23 protein-coding genes are annotated in these 26,391 nt (G+C 62.5%); 14 read left to right on the top strand and 9 right to left on the bottom strand.

Annotated features, from left to right (window positions below; genetic code table 11):
- Positions 1-4: 4 nt before the first annotated feature.
- Complete coding sequence (locus QYE47_RS18710; RefSeq protein ID WP_014592053.1) at positions 5-1,153, top strand: patatin-like phospholipase family protein; 1,149 nt, start codon at positions 5-7, stop codon at positions 1,151-1,153.
- A gap of 89 nt (positions 1,154-1,242) precedes the next feature.
- On the opposite strand, the gene QYE47_RS18705 is transcribed toward QYE47_RS18710, so the two are convergent.
- Both QYE47_RS18705 and QYE47_RS18700 read right to left on the bottom strand, forming a co-directional pair.
- A complete protein-coding gene (locus tag QYE47_RS18705; protein WP_014592052.1) occupies positions 1,243-2,070 on the bottom strand; it encodes a VacJ family lipoprotein in 828 nt (275 codons plus the stop codon).
- Positions 2,063-3,361, bottom strand: coding sequence for a serine/threonine protein kinase (locus tag QYE47_RS18700; RefSeq protein ID WP_070384222.1), 1,299 nt, complete (start codon positions 3,359-3,361; stop codon positions 2,063-2,065). Before QYE47_RS18700 ends, QYE47_RS18705 begins: the two co-directional genes overlap by 8 nt.
- A 190-nt stretch (positions 3,362-3,551) precedes the next feature.
- On the opposite strand from QYE47_RS18700, the gene QYE47_RS18695 reads away from it, so the two are divergent.
- Positions 3,552-3,917, top strand: a complete 366-nt coding sequence (locus QYE47_RS18695; protein WP_014592050.1) for a hypothetical protein — start codon at positions 3,552-3,554, stop codon at positions 3,915-3,917.
- A 75-nt stretch (positions 3,918-3,992) separates the two neighbouring features.
- Here QYE47_RS18695 and QYE47_RS18690 read toward each other — a convergent pair whose 3' ends face one another.
- On the bottom strand, positions 3,993-5,558 hold the full coding sequence (locus QYE47_RS18690) for a beta (1-6) glucans synthase (RefSeq protein ID WP_070384221.1): 1,566 nt from the start codon (positions 5,556-5,558) through the stop codon (positions 3,993-3,995).
- Positions 5,559-5,755: 197 nt separating this feature from the next.
- Here QYE47_RS18690 and QYE47_RS18685 point away from each other — a divergent pair, with 197 nt between their 5' ends.
- The 8 genes from QYE47_RS18685 to QYE47_RS18650 all read left to right on the top strand — a co-directional run bounded on the left by QYE47_RS18685 (position 5,756) and on the right by QYE47_RS18650 (position 14,543).
- Positions 5,756-6,616 (top strand): glycine betaine ABC transporter substrate-binding protein, encoded by an 861-nt coding sequence (locus QYE47_RS18685; protein ID WP_014592048.1) that lies wholly within the window; start codon positions 5,756-5,758, stop codon positions 6,614-6,616.
- 204 nt (positions 6,617-6,820) lie between these two features.
- Positions 6,821-7,132, top strand: a complete 312-nt coding sequence (locus tag QYE47_RS18680; protein ID WP_010952786.1) for a DUF485 domain-containing protein — start codon at positions 6,821-6,823, stop codon at positions 7,130-7,132.
- Entirely contained in the window at positions 7,129-8,793 is a 1,665-nt protein-coding gene (locus QYE47_RS18675; RefSeq protein WP_014592046.1) for a cation acetate symporter, read from the top strand. The genes QYE47_RS18680 and QYE47_RS18675 overlap by 4 nt, the downstream gene beginning before the upstream one ends.
- A gap of 158 nt (positions 8,794-8,951) precedes the next feature.
- On the top strand, positions 8,952-9,437 hold the full coding sequence (locus QYE47_RS18670) for a hypothetical protein (protein WP_019437317.1): 486 nt from the start codon (positions 8,952-8,954) through the stop codon (positions 9,435-9,437).
- 68 nt (positions 9,438-9,505) lie between these two features.
- Positions 9,506-9,997, top strand: coding sequence for a CS1 type fimbrial major subunit (locus tag QYE47_RS18665; RefSeq protein ID WP_014592045.1), 492 nt, complete (start codon positions 9,506-9,508; stop codon positions 9,995-9,997).
- A gap of 74 nt (positions 9,998-10,071) precedes the next feature.
- Positions 10,072-12,540: a CS1-pili formation C-terminal domain-containing protein gene (locus QYE47_RS18660; RefSeq protein WP_019437319.1), complete on the top strand. Its 2,469-nt coding sequence runs from the start codon at positions 10,072-10,074 to the stop codon at positions 12,538-12,540.
- A 54-nt stretch (positions 12,541-12,594) separates the two neighbouring features.
- The gene (locus tag QYE47_RS18655) at positions 12,595-13,368 is read left to right on the top strand and encodes a hypothetical protein (protein ID WP_014592043.1); all 774 of its coding nucleotides are present in this window, start codon (positions 12,595-12,597) and stop codon (positions 13,366-13,368) included.
- A gap of 11 nt (positions 13,369-13,379) precedes the next feature.
- Positions 13,380-14,543 carry a hypothetical protein gene (locus QYE47_RS18650; RefSeq protein ID WP_070384220.1) on the top strand — a complete coding sequence of 388 codons (1,164 nt, stop codon included), beginning with the start codon at positions 13,380-13,382 and terminating at the stop codon, positions 14,541-14,543.
- A gap of 73 nt (positions 14,544-14,616) precedes the next feature.
- On the opposite strand, the gene QYE47_RS18645 is transcribed toward QYE47_RS18650, so the two are convergent.
- The gene (locus QYE47_RS18645; protein ID WP_003252624.1) at positions 14,617-14,769 is read right to left on the bottom strand and encodes a DUF3309 family protein; all 153 of its coding nucleotides are present in this window, start codon (positions 14,767-14,769) and stop codon (positions 14,617-14,619) included.
- A 206-nt stretch (positions 14,770-14,975) separates the two neighbouring features.
- Here QYE47_RS18645 and QYE47_RS18640 point away from each other — a divergent pair, with 206 nt between their 5' ends.
- Together QYE47_RS18640 and QYE47_RS18635 are read left to right on the top strand one after the other, a co-directional pair.
- On the top strand, positions 14,976-15,785 hold the full coding sequence (locus QYE47_RS18640) for an SDR family oxidoreductase (RefSeq protein WP_014861135.1): 810 nt from the start codon (positions 14,976-14,978) through the stop codon (positions 15,783-15,785).
- A gap of 120 nt (positions 15,786-15,905) precedes the next feature.
- Entirely contained in the window at positions 15,906-16,085 is a 180-nt protein-coding gene (locus tag QYE47_RS18635) for a carbon storage regulator (RefSeq protein ID WP_070384219.1), read from the top strand.
- A gap of 14 nt (positions 16,086-16,099) precedes the next feature.
- Here the strand turns inward: QYE47_RS18635 and QYE47_RS18630 are convergent, their stop codons facing one another.
- The 5 genes from QYE47_RS18630 to mnmC all read right to left on the bottom strand — a co-directional run bounded on the left by QYE47_RS18630 (position 16,100) and on the right by mnmC (position 23,433).
- Positions 16,100-16,327: a YheU family protein gene (locus QYE47_RS18630; protein WP_004575803.1), complete on the bottom strand. Its 228-nt coding sequence runs from the start codon at positions 16,325-16,327 to the stop codon at positions 16,100-16,102.
- 83 nt (positions 16,328-16,410) lie between these two features.
- A complete protein-coding gene (locus tag QYE47_RS18625; RefSeq protein WP_019437322.1) occupies positions 16,411-17,595 on the bottom strand; it encodes an osmoprotectant NAGGN system M42 family peptidase in 1,185 nt (394 codons plus the stop codon).
- A gap of 206 nt (positions 17,596-17,801) precedes the next feature.
- The gene (gene ngg / locus QYE47_RS18620) at positions 17,802-19,547 is read right to left on the bottom strand and encodes an N-acetylglutaminylglutamine synthetase (RefSeq protein WP_070384218.1); all 1,746 of its coding nucleotides are present in this window, start codon (positions 19,545-19,547) and stop codon (positions 17,802-17,804) included.
- Positions 19,548-19,550: 3 nt separating this feature from the next.
- Positions 19,551-21,338, bottom strand: a complete 1,788-nt coding sequence (locus tag QYE47_RS18615) for an N-acetylglutaminylglutamine amidotransferase (RefSeq protein WP_019437323.1) — start codon at positions 21,336-21,338, stop codon at positions 19,551-19,553.
- Between the two features lie 130 nt (positions 21,339-21,468).
- A complete protein-coding gene (mnmC, locus tag QYE47_RS18610; protein ID WP_019437324.1) occupies positions 21,469-23,433 on the bottom strand; it encodes a bifunctional tRNA (5-methylaminomethyl-2-thiouridine)(34)-methyltransferase MnmD/FAD-dependent 5-carboxymethylaminomethyl-2-thiouridine(34) oxidoreductase MnmC in 1,965 nt (654 codons plus the stop codon).
- A gap of 136 nt (positions 23,434-23,569) precedes the next feature.
- Between mnmC and pap the strand changes: the two genes are divergently transcribed.
- Together pap and QYE47_RS18600 are read left to right on the top strand one after the other, a co-directional pair.
- Entirely contained in the window at positions 23,570-25,063 is a 1,494-nt protein-coding gene (gene pap / locus QYE47_RS18605; RefSeq protein ID WP_070384217.1) for a polyphosphate:AMP phosphotransferase, read from the top strand.
- Between the two features lie 285 nt (positions 25,064-25,348).
- On the top strand, positions 25,349-26,302 hold the full coding sequence (locus tag QYE47_RS18600; RefSeq protein WP_070384216.1) for a DMT family transporter: 954 nt from the start codon (positions 25,349-25,351) through the stop codon (positions 26,300-26,302).
- Positions 26,303-26,391: the final 89 nt, after the last annotated feature.

The raw sequence follows: 26,391 nt of genomic DNA, 5'->3' as shown, positions 1-26,391 counted from the left end.
CGCCATGGCACCACCCCCGGTAACCGGTCTCATCCTGTCTGGCGGTGGCGCCCGCGCCGCCTACCAGGTCGGTGTGCTGGCGGGCATCGCCGAGTTGCTGCCCGCCGGCGCGCACAACCCTTTTCCGGTCATCGTCGGCACCTCCGCCGGGGCCATCAACGCTGTAACCCTGGCCAGTGGTGCGGTGCACTTCAGCGACGCCGTGCAGCGGCTCACTGCCTTCTGGCAGAATTTCCGCAGCCATCTGGTCATCCGCAGCGACTGGCCCGGGGTGGTGCGCCAGGCCAGCCGTTTCGTCGGCCACAACCTGCTTGGGCTGGGTGGCCAGGCCCCCGTGGCGTTGCTCGACAGCAGCCCGTTGCGCAGCCTGCTGCAAACGCACCTGAACCTGGATGGTATCGGCCACGCCTTGGCCGCCGAGCAACTGCGCGCCGTGGCGGTGACCGCCTTTGGCTACGAGTCTGGCCAGGCAGTGACCTTCTACCAGGGCCGCGGCACCATCGAGGCCTGGCTGCGCCACCGGCGTATCGGCGTACCCGCACCGTTGACCATCGACCACTTGCTGGCCAGTGCGGCGATCCCGCTGCTGTTCGCCCCGGTGCAACTGGGCGGCGAGTATTACGGCGACGGTGCAGTGCGCCAGTCGGCGCCGATCAGCCCGGCCTTGCACCTGGGCGCCAGCCGGGTGCTGGTGGTCGGGGTGAGCGGAAACCCGCAGCGGCCAGCGCCACCTGTACCGCCCCAGCGTGTGTTCAGCGGGCAGCAGCCGAGCCTGGCGCAGATCGGCGGGCACATGCTCAACAGTACGTTCATTGACAGCCTGGAAGACGATATCGAACTGCTACAGCGCCTCAACCACTTGAGCGGGCTGTTGCCGGCGCACCTGGATGCCCGGCGCCTGGGGCTGGCACCGATCGACGTGCTGGTAGTGGCGCCCAGCCAGCCGCTGGATGAGATTGCCGCTCGGCACCGCCGCGAGTTGCCGGCGGCGTTACGCCTGTTCTTACGGGGGCCTGGGGCGACGCGCACCAGCGGGGCGGGGGTGTTGAGCTATTTGCTGTTCGAGGCCAGCTATTGCAGTGAACTGATCGAGCTGGGGCGGCGCGATGCCCTTGCCAAGAAGCGCGAGCTTTGCGAATTCCTGGGGATTTGATGGTGCCTGTGCGGGCCCTTTCGCGGGTGAACCCGCTCCTACAAGGGGTTGTGCAATACCTGTGAAGGCGCGAAAGGGCCGCGGCAGGCTTATTCGGCTATCTGCAACTTGCGCGCCTGGGTATACACATACCGCACCTTTTCATACTCGAACGGCGAATTCAGCTGGCCGTAACGGAAGTTGGTGGTGTAGCGCTTGTCCACCACACGCAGGGCGAAGATTTCCGGGTGATCGGTGCTGGCTTCGGCCACGTTCAGGTAGTTGACCGCCTGCTCTCCCGCATAGTCCACCACCAGCCCGGTGGTATCGCGCAGGTTCGATGGGCCTAGCACCGGCAGCATCAGGTACGGCCCATCCGGCACGCCATAGAAGCCCAGGGTCTGGCCAAAGTCCTCGCTCTGGCGCGGCAGGCCCATGCTGGTCGCCGGGTCCCACAGCCCACCCACGCCGATGATCGTGTTGAACATCAGTCGCGCGGTGATTTCTGCCGAGCGCTTGGCTTTGAGCTGCAACACGCTGTTGAACAGGTTCGGCACATCGCCAAGGTTGTTGAAGAAGTTGCTCACCCCCGTGCGCACGAACTTTGGGGTTACATACTGATAGCCACTCACCAGCGGCAGCAGCACCCATTGGTCCAATCGGTAGTTGAAGTGGTAGATGCGCCGGTTGATCGATTCCAGCGGGTCGTACACGTTCAGCGCCTGCAGGGTTGAGCGCTCGAACTCGCGCTGGTCCAGCCCCGGGTTGAATTTCAGCTCACGCAGCGGGTCGAGGAAGCCATCGGCTTCGGGCACCAGTGGCGCGGTGCCGATCACCTGCGGGTCGGCCTCGACCACACTGGCTCGGGGTGCGGTTTCGGCGGCCAGGGTGTGGCCAGCGGCAAGCAGGGCAGTGGCGAAGAGGAGTTTGTTAACCACGGAAGAACTCCAGCATGGCGTCACTGTTGACGCGGTAGTTGAGGTTGCCGCAATGGCCGCCATGGGGGTAGAGGGTCAGCCGTTCACCGAATACCTTGCGCAGGAAGCCAATGTCGCCCGGGCCGAGAATGACGTCGTCGGCGTTGTGCATCACGGCGATCTTGTCACTGCTGCGCAGGTAGTCTTCCAGGGCATACAGGCTGACCTGGTTGACCAACTGCAGGATGCTGTTGCCGTCGGTGCGGGCGCGCCACATCGGAATCACCTGTTCGGTCATGTAGCAGTCGAAGTCGCACTGCAGGGCGCGCTTGAAGAACGGCGTGAGGCTACTGCCTTCGGTGATCGGGAACCTCGGCGGAATGATCAGGCCACGGCGGTTGATCAGGTCGGACGTGAAGGCGATGTCGGCTGCCGAGAAGCGGAACGAAGTGCCGATCAGCATGGCCATCTGTTCGTTGGACAGGTGCTGGCGCGACTGCTGGAAGTCGTACAGCAGGGCGTCGTTCAGGTCGATGTAGCCCTTGTCCTGGAAGTAACGGGTGAGTTTTTCCAGCATCAGCTCGTAGAACGTGGTGCTGCGGTCGATGCCCTTGACCTGGGTCTGCACCAGCTTGTCGAGGTTGTTGATCGAGGTATAGAGGTTGACCGGTGGGTTGAGCAGCAGTACACGCTTGAAGTTGAAGCTGCGGCGGGTTTCGTCCAGGTGGCTGACGAAGGCGGCGTCGAGCGCACCCAGGCTGTAACCGGTGAGGTAGAAATCACTGACCGGCAGGCGTGGATGCTGGGCGCGCACGGCCTGCATCACCCGGTACATGTCTTCGGCGTCTTCCTGGCTGATGCCGGGGGTAGCAAAGCGCGAGGCTGCACTCATGAAGTCATAGCTGGTGGGCGATGACAGTTGCACCACGTGGAAGCCGGCCTGGTAGAACAGCTTTTTCAGGTATTCATTGATGCTGCTGTTGTAGGGCGCACCGGTGCCGGCGATGATGAAGATCAGCGGTGCTTCGCGATCCTGGCGGGCCAGGCGGTACTTGAGCTTCTTCACTGCCCAGAAGTTGTCGGGCAACGTGAACTCACGTTCCGGGCGCAAGTTCAGGCTGTAGTCGGACTGATTGATTTCATCGTCGCTGGGCAGCTCAGGGCGCTTGTCCGGCGGCGTTGTGGCGATGGTGGCCTCGAACGGGTTGGTAAGAGGGTAGCCATAGCTGGCAGCGTCGATATCCCGCGCTGAAGCGGCCACAGCCATGAGCAAGCTGCCGAGCAGGGCAGCGAGGCGCAAAGATCGAAGCATGTAATCCCCCAAAAGAACGCAAGGTCGAGCAGTGTGCAGGCTAGGACCACAGCCAGGCGGGCAAAGTTGCCCGCTGCGGTGGCATTTGGCGTACTCGCTATCTGCAACATAGCTGCCGGGGTGTGATTTTGCCTTAGAAACGGGCATAAGCGATCATGGATGCTTTCGATTACCGCTATTGGAGAACAGGATGTCTCGTTCGCTGCCGACGGCGCTGTTGCTGCTGTTCCTGGGGGGTTGGCTCGCGGCCAGTTATGGCGTGCGTTATGGTCTGATGGAGGATGGCCAGTGGGTAGGGCTGTGCGCAGTGCCGACCGCCTATTGGCAGTGCGAGGTGCGTTCGCTGCTGGGGTTGGGCATTCACCATCAGGTCATGGCCTGGGGCGGATTGGGCCTTGCGCTACTGGCCCAGTTCGTTTCCGCGCGTGCCGGCTGGTGGCTGGCAGTGTTGGCACTGGTGTTCGCAGTGCCGGCGCTGGTGCTGTACACCGCCAGCATTGCGGTGTTTGCGCTGGTACTGGCGGGGTTGCGCCTGGTCAGGCAACCCCCGTTGTAAGCAGCTGCGCGTACCTTGTGGGAGCAACTGTCTTGCTCCCACAAGGTACGCGCCGGGCTCGAGGGATATGCAGTATCAAGCCTGTCGCATCCGTAAGCTTCGCCACAACGCCGCTGTCATCAGCACACTCACCACCGCCCAGCCCCAGGCCTGCTGGTTCTCCAGCCCTTCCACGAACAACTGCGGCGCCACCCCGGCGCCCACGATGAACGCCAGCAACGCCACCTCCGCCCGCCGCGCCCGCACCGGCCACAGCACATACACCAGCGCCGGCAACGCCAGCGCCGCGCTGGGGAAGTTGCGGTAGCGCGGGTCGAACACCATTGTCAGCATGCTCACCGCCGCAGCGAAGCCCGCCGCCAGCAACAGCCAGCCGGCTCGCACCTGCAGCCAGGCGAACAAGCGTTCACGCCAGCCGGCCCGCCGCGCCAGCGACAACAACGCATGGGCCAGTACCAGCAGGTTAAGCCCGGCCAGCATCAGTGCCCACAACCATTCCCCGGCGAAGCGCGCATGGGTGCGCATCAACTCGCCCCACAGGCCCAGGCAAGCGGCGCCAAACGCTGCCAGCAGTGGCAGCAGCAAGGCGGCCATCGGTGTAGCGGGGCGCCCGGCCAGCACCAGCATGATCACCGTCAGCACGGCGCTGGCCAGCAACCACTGCGGCCAGTCATGCAGGTTGCTCACTGGCCCTTCGAGCACACCCTTGTCCTGCCGGTCCGCGTCGTATAGCCCCCAGTAACCACCCACCGCGCCCTCATTGGCGCGTTTCCAGGGCTGATCGAAGGCTTCGATCAGGTTGTATTGCCAGCCATTGCGCTCGGCCATGGCCACGAAGCCACGGATGAAGCGCGCCTCATTGACCCGGCTGGGCACCGCCGTTTCGCGTTGGCGGCCTTCGCTGGGCCAGCCGGTTTCGCCAATCAGTATGTCCTTGGGCGCGAAGCGTGTGCCGAACACCCGGCGCACATCGGCAACGTGGGCCAAGGCATCGTCGATGCCACGCGGATCGTCCTCCCAGTAGGGCAGCAGATGAATGGTCAGGAAGTCCACTGCCGAGGCCACCTGCGGGTGCAGCAGCCAGAACTCCCAGACATCGGCGTAGGTCACTGGCACCTTGACCTGGCGCTTCACCCGCGCGATCAATTTGGCCAGGTGGGCACCCGTCACCTCCTTGCGCAACAGTGTCTCATTGCCGACGATCACCGCGCTGACCACGTCCGGGTTGGCGTTGGCAGCAGCGATCAGCAGGTTGATTTCCTTCTCGGTGTCGGCCGGGTGGGCGTTCACCCAGGCGCCCAGCATCACCTTCAGCCCATGCTTGCGTGCCAGCGCCGGGATTGCCTCAAGACCGCTCATGGAATAGGTACGGATGCACTGAAACCGCTCGGCCAGTAACGCCAGGTCGGCGTCCATCCGCGCTGGGCGCAGGCGAAACGGCTGGTCGTAAGGCGACTGGTCTTTGTCAAACGGCGTGTACGAAGCGCATTGCAGCTTGTGTGCAGGGCTGGCCGCATCGGGCAGGTGCACAGGCTTGCCCAGCCCGTACCAGAGCGCCCCCAGCCCGAGCAGGGCCAGCAGGCAGGCAAGCAGGTACAACGGCAATAACAAGCGGCTACAACTGGGCATGTGGCGGTCCATCGTCTGGCACAAAAGGTTAGATAGTAGCCCGGCGCCAAACCTTTGGCATGCAAGGATCGCGCAGGCCGAGGTAGGCCGATGGCGCTAATGGCATAGTGCTGTCGCATATGGGGCGGGTGCAGGTCGCAGCTGGATCAGGTCGACTTGTGTTGCAGGAAGATGATGCAATCTCCAAGACCTGACGAGGGGATGCTTTGATGGCAACTTTGAAGAAAATGCGACGTTTCCTGGGTGTGGGCACCGCCCTGGTAATGGCCATGAGCACTGCACAGGCTATGGCCAAAGAAGTAAGCATTGGTTACGTGGATGGTTGGGCCGACAGCGTGGCGACCACCAACGTGGCCGCCGAAGTAATCAAGCAAAAACTCGGCTACGACGTGAAGTTGCAGGCCGTGGCCACGGGGATCATGTGGCAGGGTGTGGCAACTGGCAAGCTCGATGCCATGTTGTCGGCCTGGTTGCCGGTGACCCATGGTGAGTACTGGGCCAAGAACAAGGACAACGTGGTCGACTACGGCCCGAACTTCAAGGACGCCAAGATCGGCCTGATCGTCCCCGAGTACGTCAAGGCAGTGAGCATCGCCGACCTCAAGACCGATAACAGCTTCAAGGACAGGATTGTCGGCATTGACGCAGGCTCCGGTGTGATGCTCAAGACCGACCAGGCAATCAAGGACTATGGCCTGACCAGTTACAAGTTGCAGGCCAGCTCGGGTGCGGCGATGACTGCGGAACTGGGCCGTGCCTATGCCAAGCAGCAGTCGATTGCGGTGACCGGTTGGGTTCCGCACTGGATGTTCGCCAAGTGGAAGCTGAAGTTCCTCGAAGACCCGAAAGGCGTATATGGCGCGGCAGAAACCGTGAACAGCATCGGCAGCAAGGAACTGGCCACCAAGGCACCGGAAGTGGCGGAGTTCCTGAAGAAGTTCAACTGGCAGTCCAAGGACGAGATTGGCGAGGTGATGCTGGCGATCCAGGAAGGGGCCAAGCCTGAAGCGGCCGCCAAGGACTGGGTTGCCAAGCACCCTGATCGTGTGAAGGAGTGGACTGGCAAGTAATCACCTTCCAGGGCCAATAGGGTTTCTTCGCGGGTAAACCCGCTCCTACAGGAGCGGGTTTACCCGCGAACGGGTCATTACTTTGTTACGCAATCGGTAAAACACCGTTGCATCTAAGACTAAGGTCGTCTGGTTGGCGTCCATCGGCAGCATAAAGTAAGGGTGTGGGTTCCATCCCGTATCTGTGCTGCTAGGACAAAAACAATGAACGACAGCATTTACCTCTCGATACAAAACAGCCCCCGTTTCAAGGAGCTGGTCACCAAACGCGAACGGTTCGCCTGGATTCTCTCGGCGATCATGCTCGGCCTGTACTGCGCCTTCATCCTCCTGATCGCCTACGGTCCTCATGTGCTGGGCGCCAAGCTCAGTCCTGAGTCATCGATTACCTGGGGCATTCCCCTGGGCGTCGGCCTGATCGTTTCGGCATTCGTCCTGACCGCCATCTACGTGCGCCGCGCCAACGGCGAATTCGATGAGCTGAACAAGGAAATCCTGAAGGAGGCGCAACAATGATTCGCCAAATCAAAGCCTTGGCCGTACTGGCCTGCGGAGCCTTCGCACCCGCCGTGTGGGCCGCCGATGCCCTGACCGGCGAGGTGCAGAAACAACCGCTGAACGTTTCCGCCATCGCCATGTTCGTGGCCTTCGTCGCCTTCACCCTCGGCATCACCTACTGGGCCTCCAAACGCAACAAGTCGGCATCGGACTATTACGCTGCCGGCGGCAAGATCACCGGCTTCCAGAACGGCCTCGCGATTGCTGGCGACTACATGTCGGCCGCCTCGTTCCTGGGTATTTCCGCGCTGGTGTTCACCTCGGGTTACGACGGCCTGATCTACTCGATCGGCTTCCTGGTTGGCTGGCCGATCATTCTTTTCCTGATTGCCGAACGCTTGCGCAACCTGGGCAAGTACACCTTCGCCGACGTGGCCTCGTACCGCCTCGGGCAAAAGGAAATCCGCACCCTGTCGGCCTCCGGTTCGCTGGTGGTGGTGGCGTTCTACCTGATCGCGCAGATGGTCGGCGCCGGCAAGCTGATCGAGTTGCTGTTCGGCCTGGACTACCATGTGGCGGTGATCCTGGTGGGTATCCTGATGTGCATGTACGTGCTGTTCGGCGGCATGCTGGCCACCACCTGGGTACAGATCATCAAGGCTGTGCTGCTGCTGTCCGGTGCCAGTTTCATGGCGCTGATGGTCATGAAACACGTGGGCTTTGACTTCAACACGCTGTTCTCCGAAGCCATCAAGGTACACGCCAAGGGCGAGGCGATCATGAGCCCCGGCGGCCTGGTCAAGGACCCGATCTCGGCATTCTCCCTGGGCCTGGCACTGATGTTTGGTACTGCTGGCCTGCCGCACATCCTGATGCGCTTCTTCACCGTCAGTGACGCCAAGGAAGCGCGCAAGAGCGTGCTGTACGCCACCGGCTTCATCGGCTACTTCTACATCCTCACCTTCATCATTGGCTTTGGCGCGATCCTGCTGGTCAGCACCAACCCGGAATTCAAGGACGCCGCAGGCGCTCTGCTGGGCGGTAACAACATGGCCGCGGTGCACCTGGCCAATGCGGTGGGTGGCAGTGTGTTCCTCGGCTTCATCTCGGCGGTGGCCTTTGCCACCATCCTGGCAGTGGTGGCTGGCCTGACCCTGGCTGGTGCCTCGGCAGTGTCCCACGACCTGTACGCCAGCGTTTGGCGCAAGGGCAAAGCCAACGACAAGGACGAGATCCGCGTATCGAAGATCACCACTGTCGCCCTGGGTGTACTTGCGATCGGCCTGGGGATTCTGTTCGAGAAGCAGAACATCGCCTTCATGGTCGGCCTGGCGTTCTCCATTGCGGCCAGCTGTAACTTCCCGGTACTGCTGCTTTCGATGTACTGGAAGAAGCTGACCACCCGCGGCGCCATGATCGGCGGCTGGCTGGGTCTGGTGAGTGCGGTGACGCTGATGATCCTTGGCCCGACCATCTGGGTACAGATTCTCGGCCACGAGAAGGCAATCTACCCGTACGAGTACCCGGCGCTGTTCTCGATGGCCATTGCCTTCGTCAGCATCTGGTTCTTCTCGGTCACCGACAAGTCCAAGGCGGCTGAGGATGAGCGCGCGTTGTTCTTCCCGCAGTTCGTGCGTTCGCAGACTGGCCTGGGTGCCAGCGGGGCGGTCTCACACTAACGTTTACGCGTTGCAATAAAAAACGCCCCGCCTGTCGGGGCGTTTTTTATTGCATGCAGTAAGTCAGAAATCCCCTACATACGCATTGATGTCCTGCTCGTACAGTTCCCTCATGTCGTAATTGCTCTATAGATGCCGGCACATTTGGGGAATGTTCAATGAAGTTACGCTGTTTAATCACCTTCGCTCTCCTTGGCGTGGCGGGCACTGCCGGGGCGAAGGAAATACCGCAGGATATCAGTGTCCAGGCTGTCGTGTCGGTACCTGAATTTCAGGTGGCATCCGTTGGCAATTGGTGGGAAGACGTACTTCAGGCTGAATATGACCCGGACCGGGGCGTCTTCAAGCAAATTGAAAAAGAAGTGTTTGTAAAAAGCACCTACGGCCCGATTTACGCGAAAACAGACCGTTCGGAGTATCGGTTCACGCGGGTGGGCGGTGCGGTAGCGCCCCGTCGATACCACATCATGTTGAATCGCAAAAAAATGGGCACGGCGCCGGTTGAAATCGTCAGTGCTGCTGAAGCTGCTCAGGGAAAAAGCATTCAATTCAGGTTCTATCCGATGTCGGAATCGTCGTCGACTCGCATGCCTGGTACTTACACTACGCAAGCCACCTTGATGTTTGAAACAGGGGCGCCCTGATTCGCAGTTTCATTCGGGTGCCCCAGGGTGTCCGCTATTTGATGTGCAACCGTTAAAGGAAGTTTGATGTGAAATCCTATGTATTGGCTGTCCCGTTCCTTGCATTGTTTGCCGGTGCCGCTGTCGCGTCCGCCCCTGAGCCGATCAGCCAGAATATTTCAGTGACGGCGGTCATTCCCGGGAATGATTTTTCAGTGGCACCCGTAGGGGACTGGCTGGAGAAAGGCGTGACGCTTGAATATGAGCCGGAGCGCGAAGACTTCAAGGCGGTCAGTGAAAAGTTCTCGGCACAGAGTGATGTCGGTGCTATTCAGGCCCACCTGCTGCGCGCAGCAGCGCTGCAAGACCCACAAACCGACCAGCGGATTGATCTTGTCATCTCTGTTGGGGGTAAAAAGTTGGAGTTGACGCCCACGGAGGTCATGAGCGCGGAAGATGCTAAAGGCGGCAATGAACTTCCCATTACGTTTAGTGCCATAAAGCCCGACAATGGTTATTTGAAGGGTGAGTATACCGGGACAGTGAGCGTGTTGTTTGAAACTTCTTCCACCAGCCTTTGATTGAAGCAGAGTCGCCTGCCTCAACTTACTGGATGTCTACCAGTGTCGAGGCAGGTGTTGAAGTGGATTGAATCATGTTCCAGTTTGCTGCACCCGGCCGTGCACTCGCTGTCTGGCTGCTGGGTGCTGCCTGCCTTTTACCCCTCGAAGTGTTGGCCGAGCGCGCGTCCAGTGCCATTGACCTGAAGACATTCGGGCGTTTGCCAGAAGACTTCGAGGCGCACTTTTTCGATGTGCCGCTTGCCGTGCGAGTGGAGCTGGATCAGCGCTACCTCGGCGATGCCATGGTGGTGCTGAGCCGTGATAACCGTGTGCAGTTGCTGGCGTTTACCGACACTGAGCAGAGCGCAGAGCCGGCCACACTCAGGCAGTTATGGCAACAGCGCCTGGAGGGCGGGCGCATGCTGGGCGACTGCCTGCAAAACTGCCCGGACGGGTTGCAGGCTATCCATTACAGCCTGGCCAATTCACAGTTGTCATTGCTGACGTCCAATGCCGAGAAGCTGGAGCAGGACACGCTCTTCCACCGCCTCCCGGAGCAGAGCGACGCTGGGTTGCTGCTGCGTAACCAGCTCAACCTGGTCAATGATGGTAATCAGACCACGGGCAGAATCGGCCTGCTCGGTCAGGGCAACCTGCATAACTGGACGACGCTTGCCGATGCACGCGTGGAACGCACCCCAGCTGAGCAAGGCGATATGCGTTACCGCATGAATCAGCTTTACGCGCAGAGCCTGCATGAAGCGCATTTCTTTCGGCTGGGTTACTTCTCCACTGACACACAAGGCCTGGTGCGCCAGCCAGCGCTGCTGGGGCGTCGCCCTGATAGCACGCTTGGCTTGATGCTGGGCAGCAGTGACAGCCTGCTGGTCGACAATGGCCAGGCCAGCGCCATCCCGGTCTACGTCACGCCGAACCGCCCGGGTATCGTCGAAATCTATCGCAATGGTTCGTTGATCAACAGTCAGCCGGTACAGCCGGGTTTGCAGGCGATCGACACGCGGGTATTGCCCGGCGGCATCTACGATGTGGAGCTGCGTTTGCTCGAAGACGGCCTGGAGACCTCGCGCAGCGAAGTGTCCATCTACAAGCCCAGCCGGTGGCAGAACATGGATAACCGCTGGCGCTACAACCTGTACCTGGGCCAGCAGGTCGAGCTGCTGAGCAACTCGGATGGCAATCGTGAACAGAGCCCGGTGTTCGGTGCCCTTTCCAACTACCTGATGCATCCTTCTGCGGTGCTGGGGTTGTCAGTGCAACAGGTCGATGCTGACCTGCAGTTGGGTACCTCGCTGGACTGGGACGTGCATGAACGGTTCAAGCTTTACGCCAGCCTCAATCAGACCCAGGGCCTGGGCAACGGCGGCGATCTGCAGTTGACCTATACCCACCCTTGGGGCTCGTTGTTGCTGAGCCACAACCAGACCTGGCTGGAGCCTGGCAGTAGCGGTCGCGACGATACTTCACAGCGCCAGGTGCGCAGCCGCACCGCCTTTTCGATCAACCAGCGGGTAACCTCGCGCAGTTCAGCGACACTGCGCCTGGAACACAGTGCGGGCTCGGCAAGCGGCCTGGGTGCCGACCTGAGCTGGGCGTTCTACGGAAAACTGCGGGGGCATCAGAGCAGTGTTCGCCTTTCACTCTTCGACAGGCCTGGAACGCGCAGCAGCGCTGGTGTGCGGAGCCGCGGCGTTAACGTCGCTGTAAGCATGAAGCTTGAGCGCGATGGCAGGCAGCTTGGGGTCGATGTGGGTAGCCGTGCCTCGCGTGAGGGCGGTAATGACCCCTACGCTTCGCTGTGGTATCGGCAGAACGTCGACCTGGGCCCTGTGCACAGCCTGGGGGGCAGCGCGACGCTCGATGGCTATGGCACCAGCCTGGCGGCCAATGGGCGGTTCCACAGTCAGGAACTGCAGGGCGATGCTTATGCACAGACGTCTTCCTTCAACAATAACCTCAGCGGTGGCCTCAACCTGGAAAGCACCCTGGCGCTGGGCGCGGGGAAGCTGGCCATGGGAGGCAGCAATCTGCCGCTCGAAGCCGGCTTGATCATCGATGTCGAAAGCGATCTGCACGGTGTGAAGCTGCGCGCCAACGATGGCCAGGGCATGAGTGCAGTGCTGCACCCCGGGCGCAATATCGTGCCGGTGACGGCGTTCAAGTCTGGCCATGTGCGCTTCGACTTTGACACGAAGGACGTGCCGCCAGCACAGATCCAACCCCTCGCTGTGGACTATCACCTCAACCGCGGTGGGGTGGGGTACCACTCAGTGAGGGTCATGCGAACGGTCACCGTGTTTGGCCGGCTGCTCGACGGGCAAGGCCAGCCACTGCACGGCGCGCATGTGGTCAATGATGCCGGGCGCACGGTTGTCGAGGCGGATGGCTATTTCAACGTGGAAATGAGTGAGTCACGGCCCACCCTGGAAATTCGCCATGGCACGGCAGGCAACTGCCTTCTGACATTAACGCCGGACAACTTTGATCGCGAGGATGACCTGCTGATCGTGGGTGATCAGCGGTGTGTGCCCAGTGTGGGCTGAGCCGGCTTTCGGCATGACGCTGTAGAGGGCCCGATACCCGGGTCGATGGATTGGATGTTGAGTAAACAGAGGTTGAAGATGCACAGGTTCACATTTCACTTGTCACCCTTGTTGTTCGTTGCGCTGATGCTGCCGTGGTTTGCCCAGGCCGGGCCACAGCTGGATGTCGGCGCGCTCTATGACTACCTCGAGCCAGGCAAGGGCACTTATGCCAAACGCATCTACAACCGGGGGGACAGTACTGCGTTCGTCAAGGTCAGCGTGCTGGAGCTGGTCTACGACGGCCAGGCCGAACCCCGTGAGGTGGAAGTCGATGAGCTGCCCTTTGACCAGCGCAGCGTTGTTGCCAGCCCGGCGCGGATGATCATCCCGGCACGCGGCATGCAGGCCGTGCGGTTGCTGTATCGCGGTGAACGGAACCAGGAGCGTTACTACCGGCTGCGCTTCGTCCCGGTGGTGCCGGAACAGGATGACAGCTTTGCACTGGATGAAACGGAGCTTGATGCTTACCGCAAAGAACTCAGTGCCGGTGTGCAGTTTCTGGCCGGCTACGGCACCATTTTGATTACCAAGCCTGCTGCCACGCGGTACCAGACCTCGATTGAGCGCGCCGGGGGGAAATGGACCGTGCGCAACGAGGGCAATGCGACGGTGCTGCTCGACAACGTCGAGGCCTGTGTGCTGGTCGAGGACGAGTGTGATCCTCCGGCCAAGCACCATCTTCGCCCCGGGCGTACGCGCGAGTTCGTCGAGAAGCCCGGTGTTGAATATCGCTTCGAACTGGTGGAAGGCGATGCGCGCAAAGCCATGAACTTCAAGGCAGAGTGAGAGGTAGAGGCATGTTTCGCAAGTGTGCAATGCTGGTACTGCTGTCGGGCGTGTTGGGTTCGTCGTGGGCGCAAGCGGCCGACATTACGCTCAAGCTGCGTTACCGCGGCGAGACCCGGCAATTTGAAAACCTGACACCCCGGTCGTCACCTGTCTGTACTCAGTTGCCGCAGCTTTGTGGCGATCCGCTGCAGGATCTGCTGGATGTGGGGGTCGAATACTCGAAAACAGTCGATGGCGAAGGCACCGATGGCTTCTACCTCTCGGCCCCTGTCCAGCCAACTGCGCTAATGATGGTCCGTGACAAGACCGGCGAGCAAGTCAGCATGGACTTTGCCATTACCCACCTGGGCGGTGCGGTAACTTCGGACGATGGGGCACCTACGCTTACGGCGCGCACGGGCCTGGACTCGAGTGGTTGCCAGGTTGCGTTGGCGAGCGCGGCGCATCGCCTGTTTCTGTGGTCGCCAGCCAGCAACGGGTGCTGGGCCAACCTCAACGCGGCAAATGCGAGCACTTACCATGTGAGTCACCTTACGCTGGGCTACAGGCTGAAGACGCCTTTGCCGGCGAGCTTGAAGTCGGGCGTGTACCGCGGGCGCGTGGTCTATTCGATAGGCCCCGACAGGGATATTGGCCTGGGTTCGAGCCGAACGGTCGCCGGGCTCACGGCCGATTCAGTGGCGATCAACGTCGAACTGGAGGTGGTGCATGACCTTGAGGTGCGTTTTGAGCCGGGTTCCGAGCAGGTGATACTGGTGCCGCAGCAAACGCACGGGCATGGTAGCCGAGGGCGGGGTGTGGCAGAGAAACTGGAAAAAGACGTGGGCTTCAGCCTGACTGCCAGTGGGCCATTCAACGTCTGGGCGCTGTGCAGCACCGGGCTGGATAGCACGTGCAATCTACGGTCGGCCAAAGGCCATGGCATACCGCTGCACCTGGCCATGACCTTGCCTGGGGTTTCCTACAATGGCCGTACGCTCTATCGTCAGGCAATGTCCTTTGGCGGAGTTGAGAACGCCATGAGCCTTCAAGTCCCGCCAGAGGGTGTGACCGGCAGCCAAGGGCAGTTGCATTTTCATGTGTACCCTCGCGGCCACACCCGGGATCAGGACATGTTGCCTGGTATCGAGTATCAGGCCGTCGTGACAATGGTGTTCGACGCGAACCTGTAGAATGGCAACCGGGTGTTGCGACCCGCTTGCCATTCACCTCACGTGACTGTTTTAAGTGGCTATCCGCAGCGCGTCATATCATCCCAAGCAACAGTAATACCAACAGAATCACCAACACCACGCCGATTATGCCGGAAGGGCCATAGCCCCAGCTGCGCGAGTGGGGGAAGACCGGTAAGCCACCGATCAGCAGCAGAATCAGGATGATGATAAGGATCGTGGTCATGTCAAAGTCCTTGCGTGATTAGGGGGCAAGAGCCTGAGAATGCTGGCCTCTCGATAATTCGGACCGGTGCGGGTTGGTAAAGATTCCATCCCCGTGCAGCCGTCTACCCAATCATGCCCGCCCATTCACTGCCCTGATGAATCCTCCCGGATGGCGACGCCTTGATTAGACTCACCGGACTCCCTGTCAAAACAAGGCCTGCGACCATGCAAAAACGCATCATGATCACCGGCGCCGGGTCTGGCCTCGGCCGCGAGATCGCCCTGCGCTGGGCCCGTGAGGGCTGGCGCCTGGCATTGGCCGATGTCAACGAAACCGGCCTGCGCGAAACGCTGGAGCAGGTTCGCCAGGCCGGTGGCGACGGCTTCGTCCAGCGCTGCGATGTGCGCGACTATAGCCAGCTGACGGCCCTGGCCCAAGCCTGCGAAGAGAAGTTCGGTGGGGTCGATGTGATCGTCAACAACGCCGGCGTCGCTTCGGGCGGGTTCTTCGCCGAACTGACGCTGGAAGACTGGGACTGGCAGATCGCGGTCAATCTGATGGGCGTGGTCAAGGGCTGCAAGGCCTTCCTGCCGCTGCTGGAGCGCAGCAAGGGGCGCATTATCAACGTCGCCTCGATGGCCGCACTGATGCAGGGCCCGGGCATGAGCAACTACAACGTGGCCAAGGCCGGTGTGCTGGCCTTGTCGGAAAGCCTGCTGGTGGAGTTGCGCCAGGTGGAGGTGGCGGTGCACGTGGTGTGCCCGTCGTTCTTCCAGACCAACCTGCTGGACTCGTTCCGCGGGCCGAACCCGGCGATGAAGGCGCAGGTGGGCAAGCTGCTCGAAGGTTCGCCGATCAGTGCGGCGGACATTGCCGACTATATCCATCAGCAGGTCGCTGCAGGCGAGTTCCTCATCCTGCCTCATGAGGCAGGACGCCAGGCCTGGCAACTGAAACGCCAGGCCCCTGAGCGGCTGTATGACGAGATGGCCGAAATGGCGGTGAAAATGCGGGCAAAAGCCCCGTCGCGATGATTGGTCTGTAGGAGAAGTTACTCAAAAGTGTAAGAGGCTTCTGAATCGCAGTGGATCTATTGAGTAGCTGAATGCCTACGGGGCAGGCTCCGGTTTTCCCTTTCGCAGGAGGATCGGAACATGCTGGTAATAGGGCGCGAAGTAGGGGAGGTCATCGTGATTGGCGATGACATCCGGATCATGGTGGTAGAGACCCGGGACGGCGTGGTGCGCTTTGGTGTGGATGCTCCGCGTCAGGTGCCGGTGCATCGAGCCGAAGTTCACAAGCGCATCAAGGCGTCCAAGCAGAGCAAGGCCTGAAGAGGCCTGACCTGCTATTCGAGCAGCTCGCGGGGCACATCATGCTTGGCCAGCAACTGGCATTGCTGGCTTTCCAGGTCGAACAGGATGAAAGCCTGGCCTTTGGCCAATGCCTGGCGTACCCGCAGCACGCGGGTTTCCAGCGGGGTGTCGTCGCCGTTGTCAGTGCCGTCGCGGGTGACGAAGTCCTCGATCAGGCGGGTCAGGGTTTCGGCTTGCAATTGGTCGTAGGGGATCAGCATGGTCGGGCGGTGTCTGAAATAGGTATGGGCATGCTACGCGAAACATTCGAGGTGTTGGGGCCGCTTTGCAGCCCCAAGTGCGTTTAGCCTTTGTTTCCGACCAGGCTGTCCACGGCCGGTACCCGCGTGTCGCTCTCCATCTGCGCATCATGCTCCAGCTGGTGGCTGAAGCGCTCAAGCGATGCATTGGCCGGCTGCGAGTCGCTGGCAAACACTGGCGGGCTCAGCAGGTAGGCTGACAACAACCGGCTCAGCGCTGCCAGGCTGTCGATATGGGTGCGCTCGTAACCATGGGTGGCATCGCAACCAAAGGCCACCAGCGCGGTACGAATATCGTGCCCGGCAGTCACCGCCGAATGGGCATCGCTGAAGTAATAGCGGAACAGGTCGCGCCGCACCGGCAGGTCATGGTCGCCGGCCAGTTTCAGCAGGTGCCGGGACAGGTGGTAGTCGTAAGGCCCCGACGAGTCCTGCATGGCCACACTGACCGCATGCTCGCTGGAAGCCTGCCCAGGCGCCACCGGGGCGATGTCGATGCCGACGAACTCGCTGACGTCCCAGGGCAGGGCGCCGGCTGCACCCGAGCCGGTCTCCTCGGTGATGGTGAACAGCGGGTGGCAATCGATCAGTGGCTGGCGGCCGCTTTCCACCACGGCCTTCAATGCCGCCAGCAATGCCGCTACGCCAGCCTTGTCGTCCAAGTGACGGGCGCTGATGTGGCCGCTTTCGGTGAACTCGGGCAAGGGGTCGAAGGCCACGAAATCACCAATGCTCACGCCCAGTGCCTCACAGTCGGCGCGCGTGGCGCAGTAGGCGTCCAGGCGCACTTCCACGTGGTCCCAGCTGATCGGCATCTGGTCGATGGCCGTGTTGAAGGCATGCCCGCTGGCCATCAGTGGTAGCACGCTGCCACGGAATACCCCGGTATCGGTGAACACGCTAACCCGGCTGCCCTCGGCAAAACGGCTGGACCAGCAGCCGACGGGCGCCAGGGCCAGGCGGCCATTGTCCTGCAACTGACGTACGCTGGCGCCGATGGTATCCAGGTGGGCAGAAACGGCGCGGTCGGGGGTGGCCTGCCGGCCTTTGAGGGTGGCGCGAATGGTGCCGCGGCGCGTCAGCTCGAAGGGGATGCCCAGTTCGTCAAGGCGTTCGGCCACGTAGCGCACGATGGTGTCGGTGAAGCCGGTGGGGCTGGGGATTGCGAGCATTTCCAGCAGCACGCGTTTGAGGTAGTCGAGATCGGGTTCGGGGTATTGCTCGGACATGGTTGGGGACTCCTTTAATCCTGTGCCGGCCTCTTCGCGGGTGAACCCGCTCCTACAGGTACAGCGCTGCCTTCGCGGGTGAACCCGCTCCTACAGGTACAGCGCTGCCTTCGCGGGTAAACCCGCTCCTACAGGTACAACGCAACCTTCAAGGGCGGTGATATCCCTGTGGGAGCGGGCTTGCCCGCGAAGAGGCCGGCACGGGTTTACGCCAAAGGCCGGCTATGGGGAAACAGCAGGTCAATAAAACGCTCGGCCGTGGGCTGCGGTTCATGGTTGGCCAGGCCAGCACGTTCGTTGGCCTCGATGATCACGTACTCCGGCTGCCCGGCATCGCGCACCATGAAGTCCAGCCCAACCACCGGAATTTCTAGTGCCCGTGCCGCCCGCACGGCAGCATCGGCCAGCACCGGGTGCAGGCGTTCGGTGACGTCTTCCAGGGTGCCGCCGGTGTGCAGGTTGGCCGTGCGCCGCACGGCCAGGCGCTGGCCGGCCGGCAACACGTCGTCATAGCCAACGCCCGCTGCGCGCAAGGTGCGCTCGGTTTCGTCGTCCAGCGGAATGCGGCTTTCGCCACCGGTGGCGGCCTGGCGGCGACGGCTCTGGGCTTCGATCAACTGGCGCACGCTGTGCTTACCGTCGCCCAGCACCTGCGCCGGATGGCGAATGGCGGCGGCCACCACTTCGTAGCCGATCACCACGATGCGCAGGTCGAACCCGGCATGAAAGCTTTCCAGCAGCACGCGGCTGTCGAACTGGCGGGCATGCGCCACGGCACGGGTGATGTCGTCAATGCAGGTCAGGTTCACCGCCACGCCCTGGCCTTGCTCGCCATCGACCGGCTTGACCACCACCGCGCCATGCTCTTCGAGAAACGCCAGGTTGTCATCGGCATTGCCCGCCAGCTGTTGCGCGGGCACCTGCAGTCCGGCGTTGTGCAGCGCGTGCTGGGTCAGGCGTTTGTCCTGGCACAGGGTCATGGTCACGGCACTGGTCAGGTCGCTGAGCGATTCCCGGCAGCGAATGCGCCGCCCGCCCAGGCTCAGGGTGAACAGGCCGCCAGCGGCGTCGTCCACCTGCACTTCGATGCCCCGGCGCAGGGCCTCGTCGACGATGATGCGAGCGTAGGGGTTGAGGTCGGCTTGCGGGCCAGGCCCGAGGAACAGTTGCTCATTGATACCGTTCTTGCGCTTGACTGCGAAGGTGGGCAGGTTGCGAAAACCCAGTTTCTGGTACAGGCGCTTGGCCTGGCGGTTGTCGTGCAGCACTGACAGGTCCAGGTAGGCCAGGCCACGGCTCATGAAGTGTTCGATCAGGTGGCGCACCAGCACTTCACCCACGCCGGGGCGTGTGCAGTGCGGGTCCACCGCCAGGCACCATAGGCTGCTGCCATGCTCGGGGTCATCGAACGCCTTGGTGTGGTTCAGGCCCATGACGCTGCCGATAATCGCGCCGCTGTCTTCGTCTTCCGCCAGCCAGTACACCGGGCCACCCAGGTGCCGGGGGGTAAGCAGCTCGGCGTCGACGGGGAGCATCCCGCGCGCCTGGTACAGCGTGTTGATCGCCTGCCAGTCGGCGGGGTTCTGTGCCCGGCGCACGCGGAAGCCGCGAAATACCCGCTGCGCCGGGCGGTAGTCGGTGAACCACAGGCGCAGGGTGTCGGACGGGTCGAGGAACAGCTGCTGGGGGGCCTGGGCCAGCACCTGCTGCGGTGCGGCCACGTACAGGGCGATATCGCGTTCGCCCGGGTGCTCGTCCAGCAGATCCTCGGCCAGGGAAGCCGGGTCGGGGTAGGTGTGGCCTATCAGCAGCCGGCCCCAGCCGCAGTGCACGGCACGCGGTTGGTCATGGGGCTGGCTGCCGTCGCCGGCCAGGCGCGCTTGCAGGCGCTCGTAGGACGGCGTCTGGCCGCGCAGCAGGCGCTGACCATAAGCGATTTCATGGGCTTTCATCGGTCAGATTCCTTGTTCGCTCAGCCACAGGTTAAGCGCCGCCAGTTGCCATAGCTTGGAACCGCGCAATGGCGTCAGCTGGCCGTGTGGGTTGCTCAGCAGGCGGTCGAGCATGGCCGGGTTGAACAACCCTCGGTCCTGGCTGGAGTCGGTCAACAGTTCGCGTACCCAGCCCAACGTGGCACCTTCCAGATGCTTCAGGCCCGGTACCGGGAAGTAACCCTTCTTGCGGTCGATCACCTCATGCGGGATCACCCGTCGCGCTGCCTGCTTGAGCACCTGCTTGCCACCGTCCGGCAGCTTGAAGCGGGCGGGAATGCGTGCCGACAGTTCCACCAGGCGGTAATCGAGGAACGGCGTACGCGCCTCCAGGCCCCAGGCCATGGTCATGTTGTCTACTCGCTTGACCGGGTCATCGACCAGCATCACGGTGCTGTCCAGGCGCAGGGCCTTGTCCACGGCAGCCGGTGCGCCGGGGCGCGCGAAGTGTTCGCGCACGAAGTCGCCGGCAGCGTCGGTCTCCAGCAGCCAGGGGGCCTGTACGGTGTCGCGGTATTCGGCGTGGCTGCGGTCGAAGAAGGCGTCACGGTAGGCCGCATAGGCATCGTCGGCGCCGTCCACCTGCGGGTACCAGTGGTAACCGGCGAACAGCTCATCGGCACCCTGGCCGCTCTGTACGCCTTTGCAGTGCTTGGCCACTTCCCGCGACAGCAGGTAGAAGGCGATGCAGTCGTGGCTGACCATCGGTTCGCTCATGGCGCGGAAGGCGGCCGGCAGTTGGTCGATAATTTCGTGTTCGGCGATGCGCAACTGGTGGTGACGGGTGCCGTAGTGTTTGGCGATCAGGTCCGAATACTGGAACTCGTCGCCGCGCTCGCCGCCGGCATCTTCAAAGCCGATGGAGAAGGTCGACAGGTCGTCAACGCCCACTTCGCGCAGCAAGCCGACCAGCAGGCTGGAGTCGACGCCGCCGGACAGCAACACACCCACATCGACGGCTGCCCGTTGGCGGATTGCTACGGCGTCGCGGGTGGCGTCGAGCACGCGGGTGGTCCAGCCTTCCAGGTCCAGTTCACGCTCGTCGGGGTGGGGGCCGTAGTGCAGTTGCCACCAGACCTGGCGTTCCACTTCGCCATGCCGGTCGATGCGCATCCAGGTGCCAGGCTCCAGCTTCTGCACGTTGGCCAGCAGAGTGCGCGGTGCCGGTACCACGGCGTGGAAGTTCAGGTAGTGGTTGAGGGCCACCGGGTCGAGCATCGGGTCGATGTCGCCGCCCTTGAGCAGTGCCGGCAGGGTCGAAGCAAAGCGCAGGCGCTCGCCGTTGCGCGATAGGTACAGGGGTTTGACGCCCAGGCGGTCGCGGGCCAGGAACAGGCGCTGGTTGTCGCGCTCCCAGATGGCCAGGGCAAACATGCCGTTGAGCTTGGGCAGCAGCGCCGCGCCCCAGGCGTGGTAGCCCTTGAGCAGCACCTCGGTGTCGCCGTCGGACCAGAAGCTGTAGCCCAGCGCCTGCAATTCCTCGCGCAGTTCGGGGAAGTTGTAGATGGCACCGTTGAAGGCCAGTGACAGGCCCAGCGTATTGTCGACCATCGGCTGCGCCGAGCCGTCGGACAGGTCCATGATCTTCAGGCGACGGTGGCCCAGGGCGATCGGGCCCTGGCTATGGAAGCCCCAGGCATCCGGGCCTCGCGGGGCCAGGTGATGGGTAATGCGCTCTACCGCAGCCAGGTCGGCTGGGCGAGGGGCTTGGTCGATGGGGGTGAAACGTAACTCTCCTGCTAATCCGCACATAAGTCCTTACCGGTTTTTCCGTTGGGGAGGTGATGCCCCGGATTAGGGCACCTTAAGGAACTGACCTATGTGCTTTTCGAGAGTTTTAGAATGTTTGGTTATATGTGGCCGGGCAGGCAACCCGCTGCAATCATTTCCCCCGGATCAACCGGCGCAATCCAAACCGGTTCGGATGGCAAGCCTCCGCCACTGCCCGCGGCAATGGCAGCGGTTCCCCACATACCCAGGCCGCCACCAGCTCGCCACTCAACGGCGCTGTTATCAACCCGCGTGAGCCATGCCCGCTGTTCACATACAACCCGCCCAGCCAAGGGCAGGGCACATCCGGTACTTGCCGCGCATCCCGGCCCAGTACTGCGTAGGCTTCGGCAAACGCCTGCGCGTCGGCGATGGGCCCGACGATCGGCAGGTAATCCGGGCTGGTGCAACGGAACGCAGCACGTCCCTGCAATTGCTCGGGGTCCCGCTCAGCCACAGCCAGCCGTTGCGCCAGATCGACGGAAATTTCGTCCAGCAGCGCCAGGTTGCCCTGGTGCTCGGCCACCGTCGGCGCAAGGTCTTCGCTATGAAAGTCAAAACTGGCCCCCAGTGTATGTTCACCCTCGCGCGGCGGTGCCACATAGCCTTCGGCGCACACCACGGTGCGCAGTGCCTGGCTGCTGGCGGTGGCCGGCAAGCGGGTGATCTGCCCGCGGATGCGCTTGAGTGGTAACTGCGCGCAAGGTTCGAAGCGCAGCACATCCGCCGCGCCGGCCAGGACCACCACTGGAGCGCGGGCTAACAGCTGGTCGCCAGCCCAGGCTTGCCACTGTTCATCCACTTTGCGCAGTTCGAGTACTTCCTGGTGGGTCACCACGCGAATACCAGGGTGCTGCAACTGCTGTTGGCACAGCGCCGGCGGGTGCACCCAGCCACCTTCGGGGTAGAACAACCCGCCGCCAGGCAACGCCACGCCGGCGATGGCTTCGGCCTCGGCGCGGGCCAGGCAGTGCAGCAAGCCATGGTCGAAGGCGGCAGCCAGCTTGCCCTGGCGTTCGGCCTCCTTGCTGTCGAAGGCCAGTTGCAACACCCCGCAGGCATCCCAGTCCCGGCCACGCTGCAAGCGCTGCAGCTGGCGCCGGGTGTAGCCGAACCCGGACAGGATCATCTGCGACAGCGCGGTGCCATGGGCAGACAGCTTGAGGTACAGCACCCCTTGCGGGTTGCCTGAAGCCTCCTGGGCGGGGGCTTCGTGGCGCTCCAGCACGGTTACCTGCCAGCCGCGCCGGGCCAGGCTGGCGGCGCTGCTGCTGCCGGCAAGTCCGGCACCGATCACCAGCGCCTCGCGCGGCCCCTGTGTAACAGCGGGGCGCGCGTACCAAGGCGCGCATGGGCCGGGCAGGGGGCCGACGTAGGCGCCGCTCATCACCTCCCACTTCTTGCCGATGCCTGGCACCTTCTTCATGGCGAAGCCGGCTTCGACCAGGCTGCGGCGTACCCAGCCGGTGGTGGTGAAGGTACCCAGCACCGTGCCCGGATGCGATAGCCGCGCCAGTTGCGCAAACAGCTCCGGGGTCCACATGTCGGGGTTCTTGGCGGGGGCGAAGCCGTCGAGGAACCACACATCGATCTGTGCATCGAGTTGCGGCAGTTGTTCCAGCACATCGCCGATCAACAGGGTCAGGGTGACCCTGCCACCGGCGAAGGTGAACTGTTGAAAGCCCGGGTGCACCGCCACGTATTGCTCCAGCAGCGGCTCGGTATAGGCGGCCAGTTCAGGCCACAGGCGCACTGCGCGGGCCATGTCGGCGTGGTCGAGGGGGTACTTCTCGACGCTGACGAAGTGCAGGCGCGCGTCGCTGTGTGCGTGCTGGTCGAACAGCTGCCAGGCGCAGAAAAAATTCATGCCGGTGCCAAAACCGGTTTCGCCGATCACCGTGCAGGCGTGCGGCGCCAGGTTGGCAAAACGCTCGGCCAGGCGGGTCTGGCCGAGGAACACGTGCTTGGTTTCTTCGATGCCTTCGTTGACTGCGAAATAGACGTCGTCATAGTGCCGCGAATGGGGGCGGCCCTGGTCGTCCCAGTCGATCTGGGCGTGCTGGAGGAGGGTGGGCATGGTTGGCTCGGTTGCAGCGGATGGCGGGATTTTATGCCATCCGGCTGAGCTGTGGGAGCGCGTTCATTGGTGAAGAGGTCAATACAGGCCGAAATGAAATCCGCTAGTCTTGCTTATCCATTGAAGGAGCCAGTGCATGTTCGAATCTGCCGAAATCGGCCACAGCATCGACAAGGAGGCTTACGACGCCGAGGTACCCGCTTTACGCGAGGCCCTGCTCGAAGCCCAGTACGAACTCAAGCAGCAGGCGCGTTTTCCGGTGATCGTGCTGATCAACGGCATTGAAGGCGCCGGCAAGGGTGAGACGGTAAAACTGCTCAACGAGTGGATGGACCCGCGCATGATCGATGTGCTCACCTTCGACCAGCAGACCGACGAAGAGCTGGCCCGCCCACCCGCCTGGCGCTATTGGCGGGCCTTGCCACCCAAGGGGCGAATGGGTGTGTTCTTTGGCAACTGGTACAGCCAGATGCTGCAGGGGCGGGTGCATGGGGTGTTCAAGGATGCCGTGCTCGATCAGGCCATTACCGGTGCCGAACGCCTGGAAGAGATGCTTTGCGATGAAGGTGCGCTGATCATCAAGTTCTGGTTCCACCTGTCCAAGAAGCAGATGAAGGCACGGCTGAAATCGCTCAAGGACGATCCGCTGCACAGCTGGAAGATCAGCCCTCTGGATTGGCAGCAGTCGCAAACCTACGACCGCTTCGTGCGCTTTGGCGAGCGCGTGCTGCGCCGCACCAGCCGCGACTATGCGCCATGGCACATCATCGAAGGGGTAGACCCGAATTACCGCAGCCTGGCGGTGGGGCGCATTCTGCTGGAAAGCCTGCAAGCCGCGCTGGCCAATAATCCCAAGGGCAAGCACCAGGGCAACGTGGCCCCGCTGGGCCACAGCATCGACGACCGCAGCCTGCTTGGCGCCCTGGACATGACCTTGCGCCTGGACAAGGCCGACTATCAGGAACAGTTGATCACCGAACAGGCCCGTCTGGCCGGCCTGCTGCGTGACAAGCGCATGCGCCGGCACGCCCTGGTGGCGGTGTTCGAAGGCAACGACGCCGCCGGCAAGGGGGGCGCCATCCGCCGCGTGGCGGCGGCGCTGGACCCGCGGCAGTACCGTATCGTGCCGATTGCCGCGCCGACCGAAGAAGAGCGCGCGCAGCCGTACCTGTGGCGGTTCTGGCGGCACATCCCGGCACGGAGCAAGTTCACCATCTTCGACCGTTCCTGGTATGGCCGGGTGCTGGTGGAGCGGGTGGAAGGCTTCTGCAGCCCCGCTGACTGGATGCGTGCCTACAGCGAGATCAACGACTTTGAAGAGCAGTTGGTGGATGCCGGCGTGGTGGTGGTCAAGTTCTGGCTGGCGATCGACCAGCAGACCCAACTGGAGCGCTTCGAAGAGCGTGAGCAAATTCCGTTCAAACGCTACAAGATCACCGAGGATGACTGGCGCAACCGCGACAAGTGGGACGAGTACTCCCAGGCGGTGGGCGACATGGTCGACCGCACCAGCAGCGAGATTGCCCCTTGGACGCTTGTGGAGGCCAATGACAAGCGCTGGGCGCGGGTGAAGGTGGTGCGCACCATCAACCAGGCGCTTGAGGCGGCGTTTGCCAAGCACAAGAAATAGCCGAAGGTGAGGTTGCCTGTTCTGGCCTCTTCGCGGGTAAACCCGCTCCTTCCGGGGATCGCGCGCTGAGCTGCGCCCCGGATGTTGGACAAAAAATCCAACACCGGGGCGCAGCTCACCCTCCCGTAGGAGCGGGTTTACCCGCGAAAGGGCAGGCAACACCTCCCCCCAGCCATGCCCCAAAAGAATGACCTGATGAATTCTTTTCTCGGCACTCTCCACCGTCTCTGTCCTCCAACCCCGTAGAATTCAACAACCCCCACCACGGGCTTGATCGAGGATTTTATGCACACCACTTCTGGCCGCTGGGGCTATGGGCTGTTCCTGGCACTTCTGACAGCGCTGCTCTGGGGCATCCTGCCGATCAAGCTCAAGCAGGTACTGCAAGTGGTCGATCCGATCACTGTCACCTGGTACCGCCTGCTGGTCTCCGGCGGCCTGCTGTTCGCCTGGCTGGCGGCTCAGCGGCGTTTGCCGTCCATACGCAAGCTGGCGCCCAGGGGCAGGGGCCTGGTGCTGGTTGCGGTGCTCGGCCTGATGGGCAACTACGTGCTCTACCTGATCGGTCTCAAACTGCTTAGCCCGGGCACTGCACAACTGGTGGTACAGATCGGCCCGGTGCTGTTGCTGGTGGCCAGCGTGTTCGTGTTCCGCGAGCGCTTCAGTGTGGGGCAGGGCATGGGCCTGTTGGTGCTGCTGGCAGGGTTTGGCCTGTTCTTCAACCAGCGCCTGGAAGAGCTGCTGACTTCACTGGGTACCTACACCACCGGCGTGTTGACCATCTTGCTGGCGACCAGCATCTGGGTGTTCTACGCCCTGAGCCAGAAGCAGTTGCTGACCGTGTGGCACTCGCAGCAGGTGATGATGGTGATCTACCTCAGCTGCGCTGCGTTGCTGACACCTTGGGTGCACCCGCTGGAGGCCTTGCAACTGACCCCGGTGCAAGGCTGGCTGCTGCTGGCCTGTTGCCTGAACACCCTGGTGGCTTACGGCGCGTTCGCCGAAGCGCTGGCGCACTGGGAGGCGTCGCGGGTAAGTGCCACGCTGGCGCTGACCCCGCTGGTGACCTTCGTTGCGGTGGCGCTGGCGGCGTTGGTTTGGCCTGAGTATGTGCATGCCGAGGACATCAACGCCCTGGGCTATGTGGGGGCGGTCACGGTAGTGTTCGGTTCGGCGCTGGTGGCGCTGGGGCCCTCGCTGGTGGCGGGTTGGCGGGCCCGCAGGGCGCGGTTGGCCTAGGTCTGTCGATTGCCTGTACCGGCCCTTTCGCGGGTAAACCCGCTCCTACAATGGATCATCTCGGTGTAGGAGCGGGTTTACCCGCGAAA

Source organism: Pseudomonas sp. 2,4-D, from assembly GCF_030418155.1.
Classification (GTDB): Bacteria; Pseudomonadota; Gammaproteobacteria; order Pseudomonadales; family Pseudomonadaceae; genus Aquipseudomonas; species Aquipseudomonas alloputida.
The sequence above is the reverse complement of the archived record's forward strand: the minus strand, read 5'-3'. Positions and strand labels throughout refer to the sequence as shown.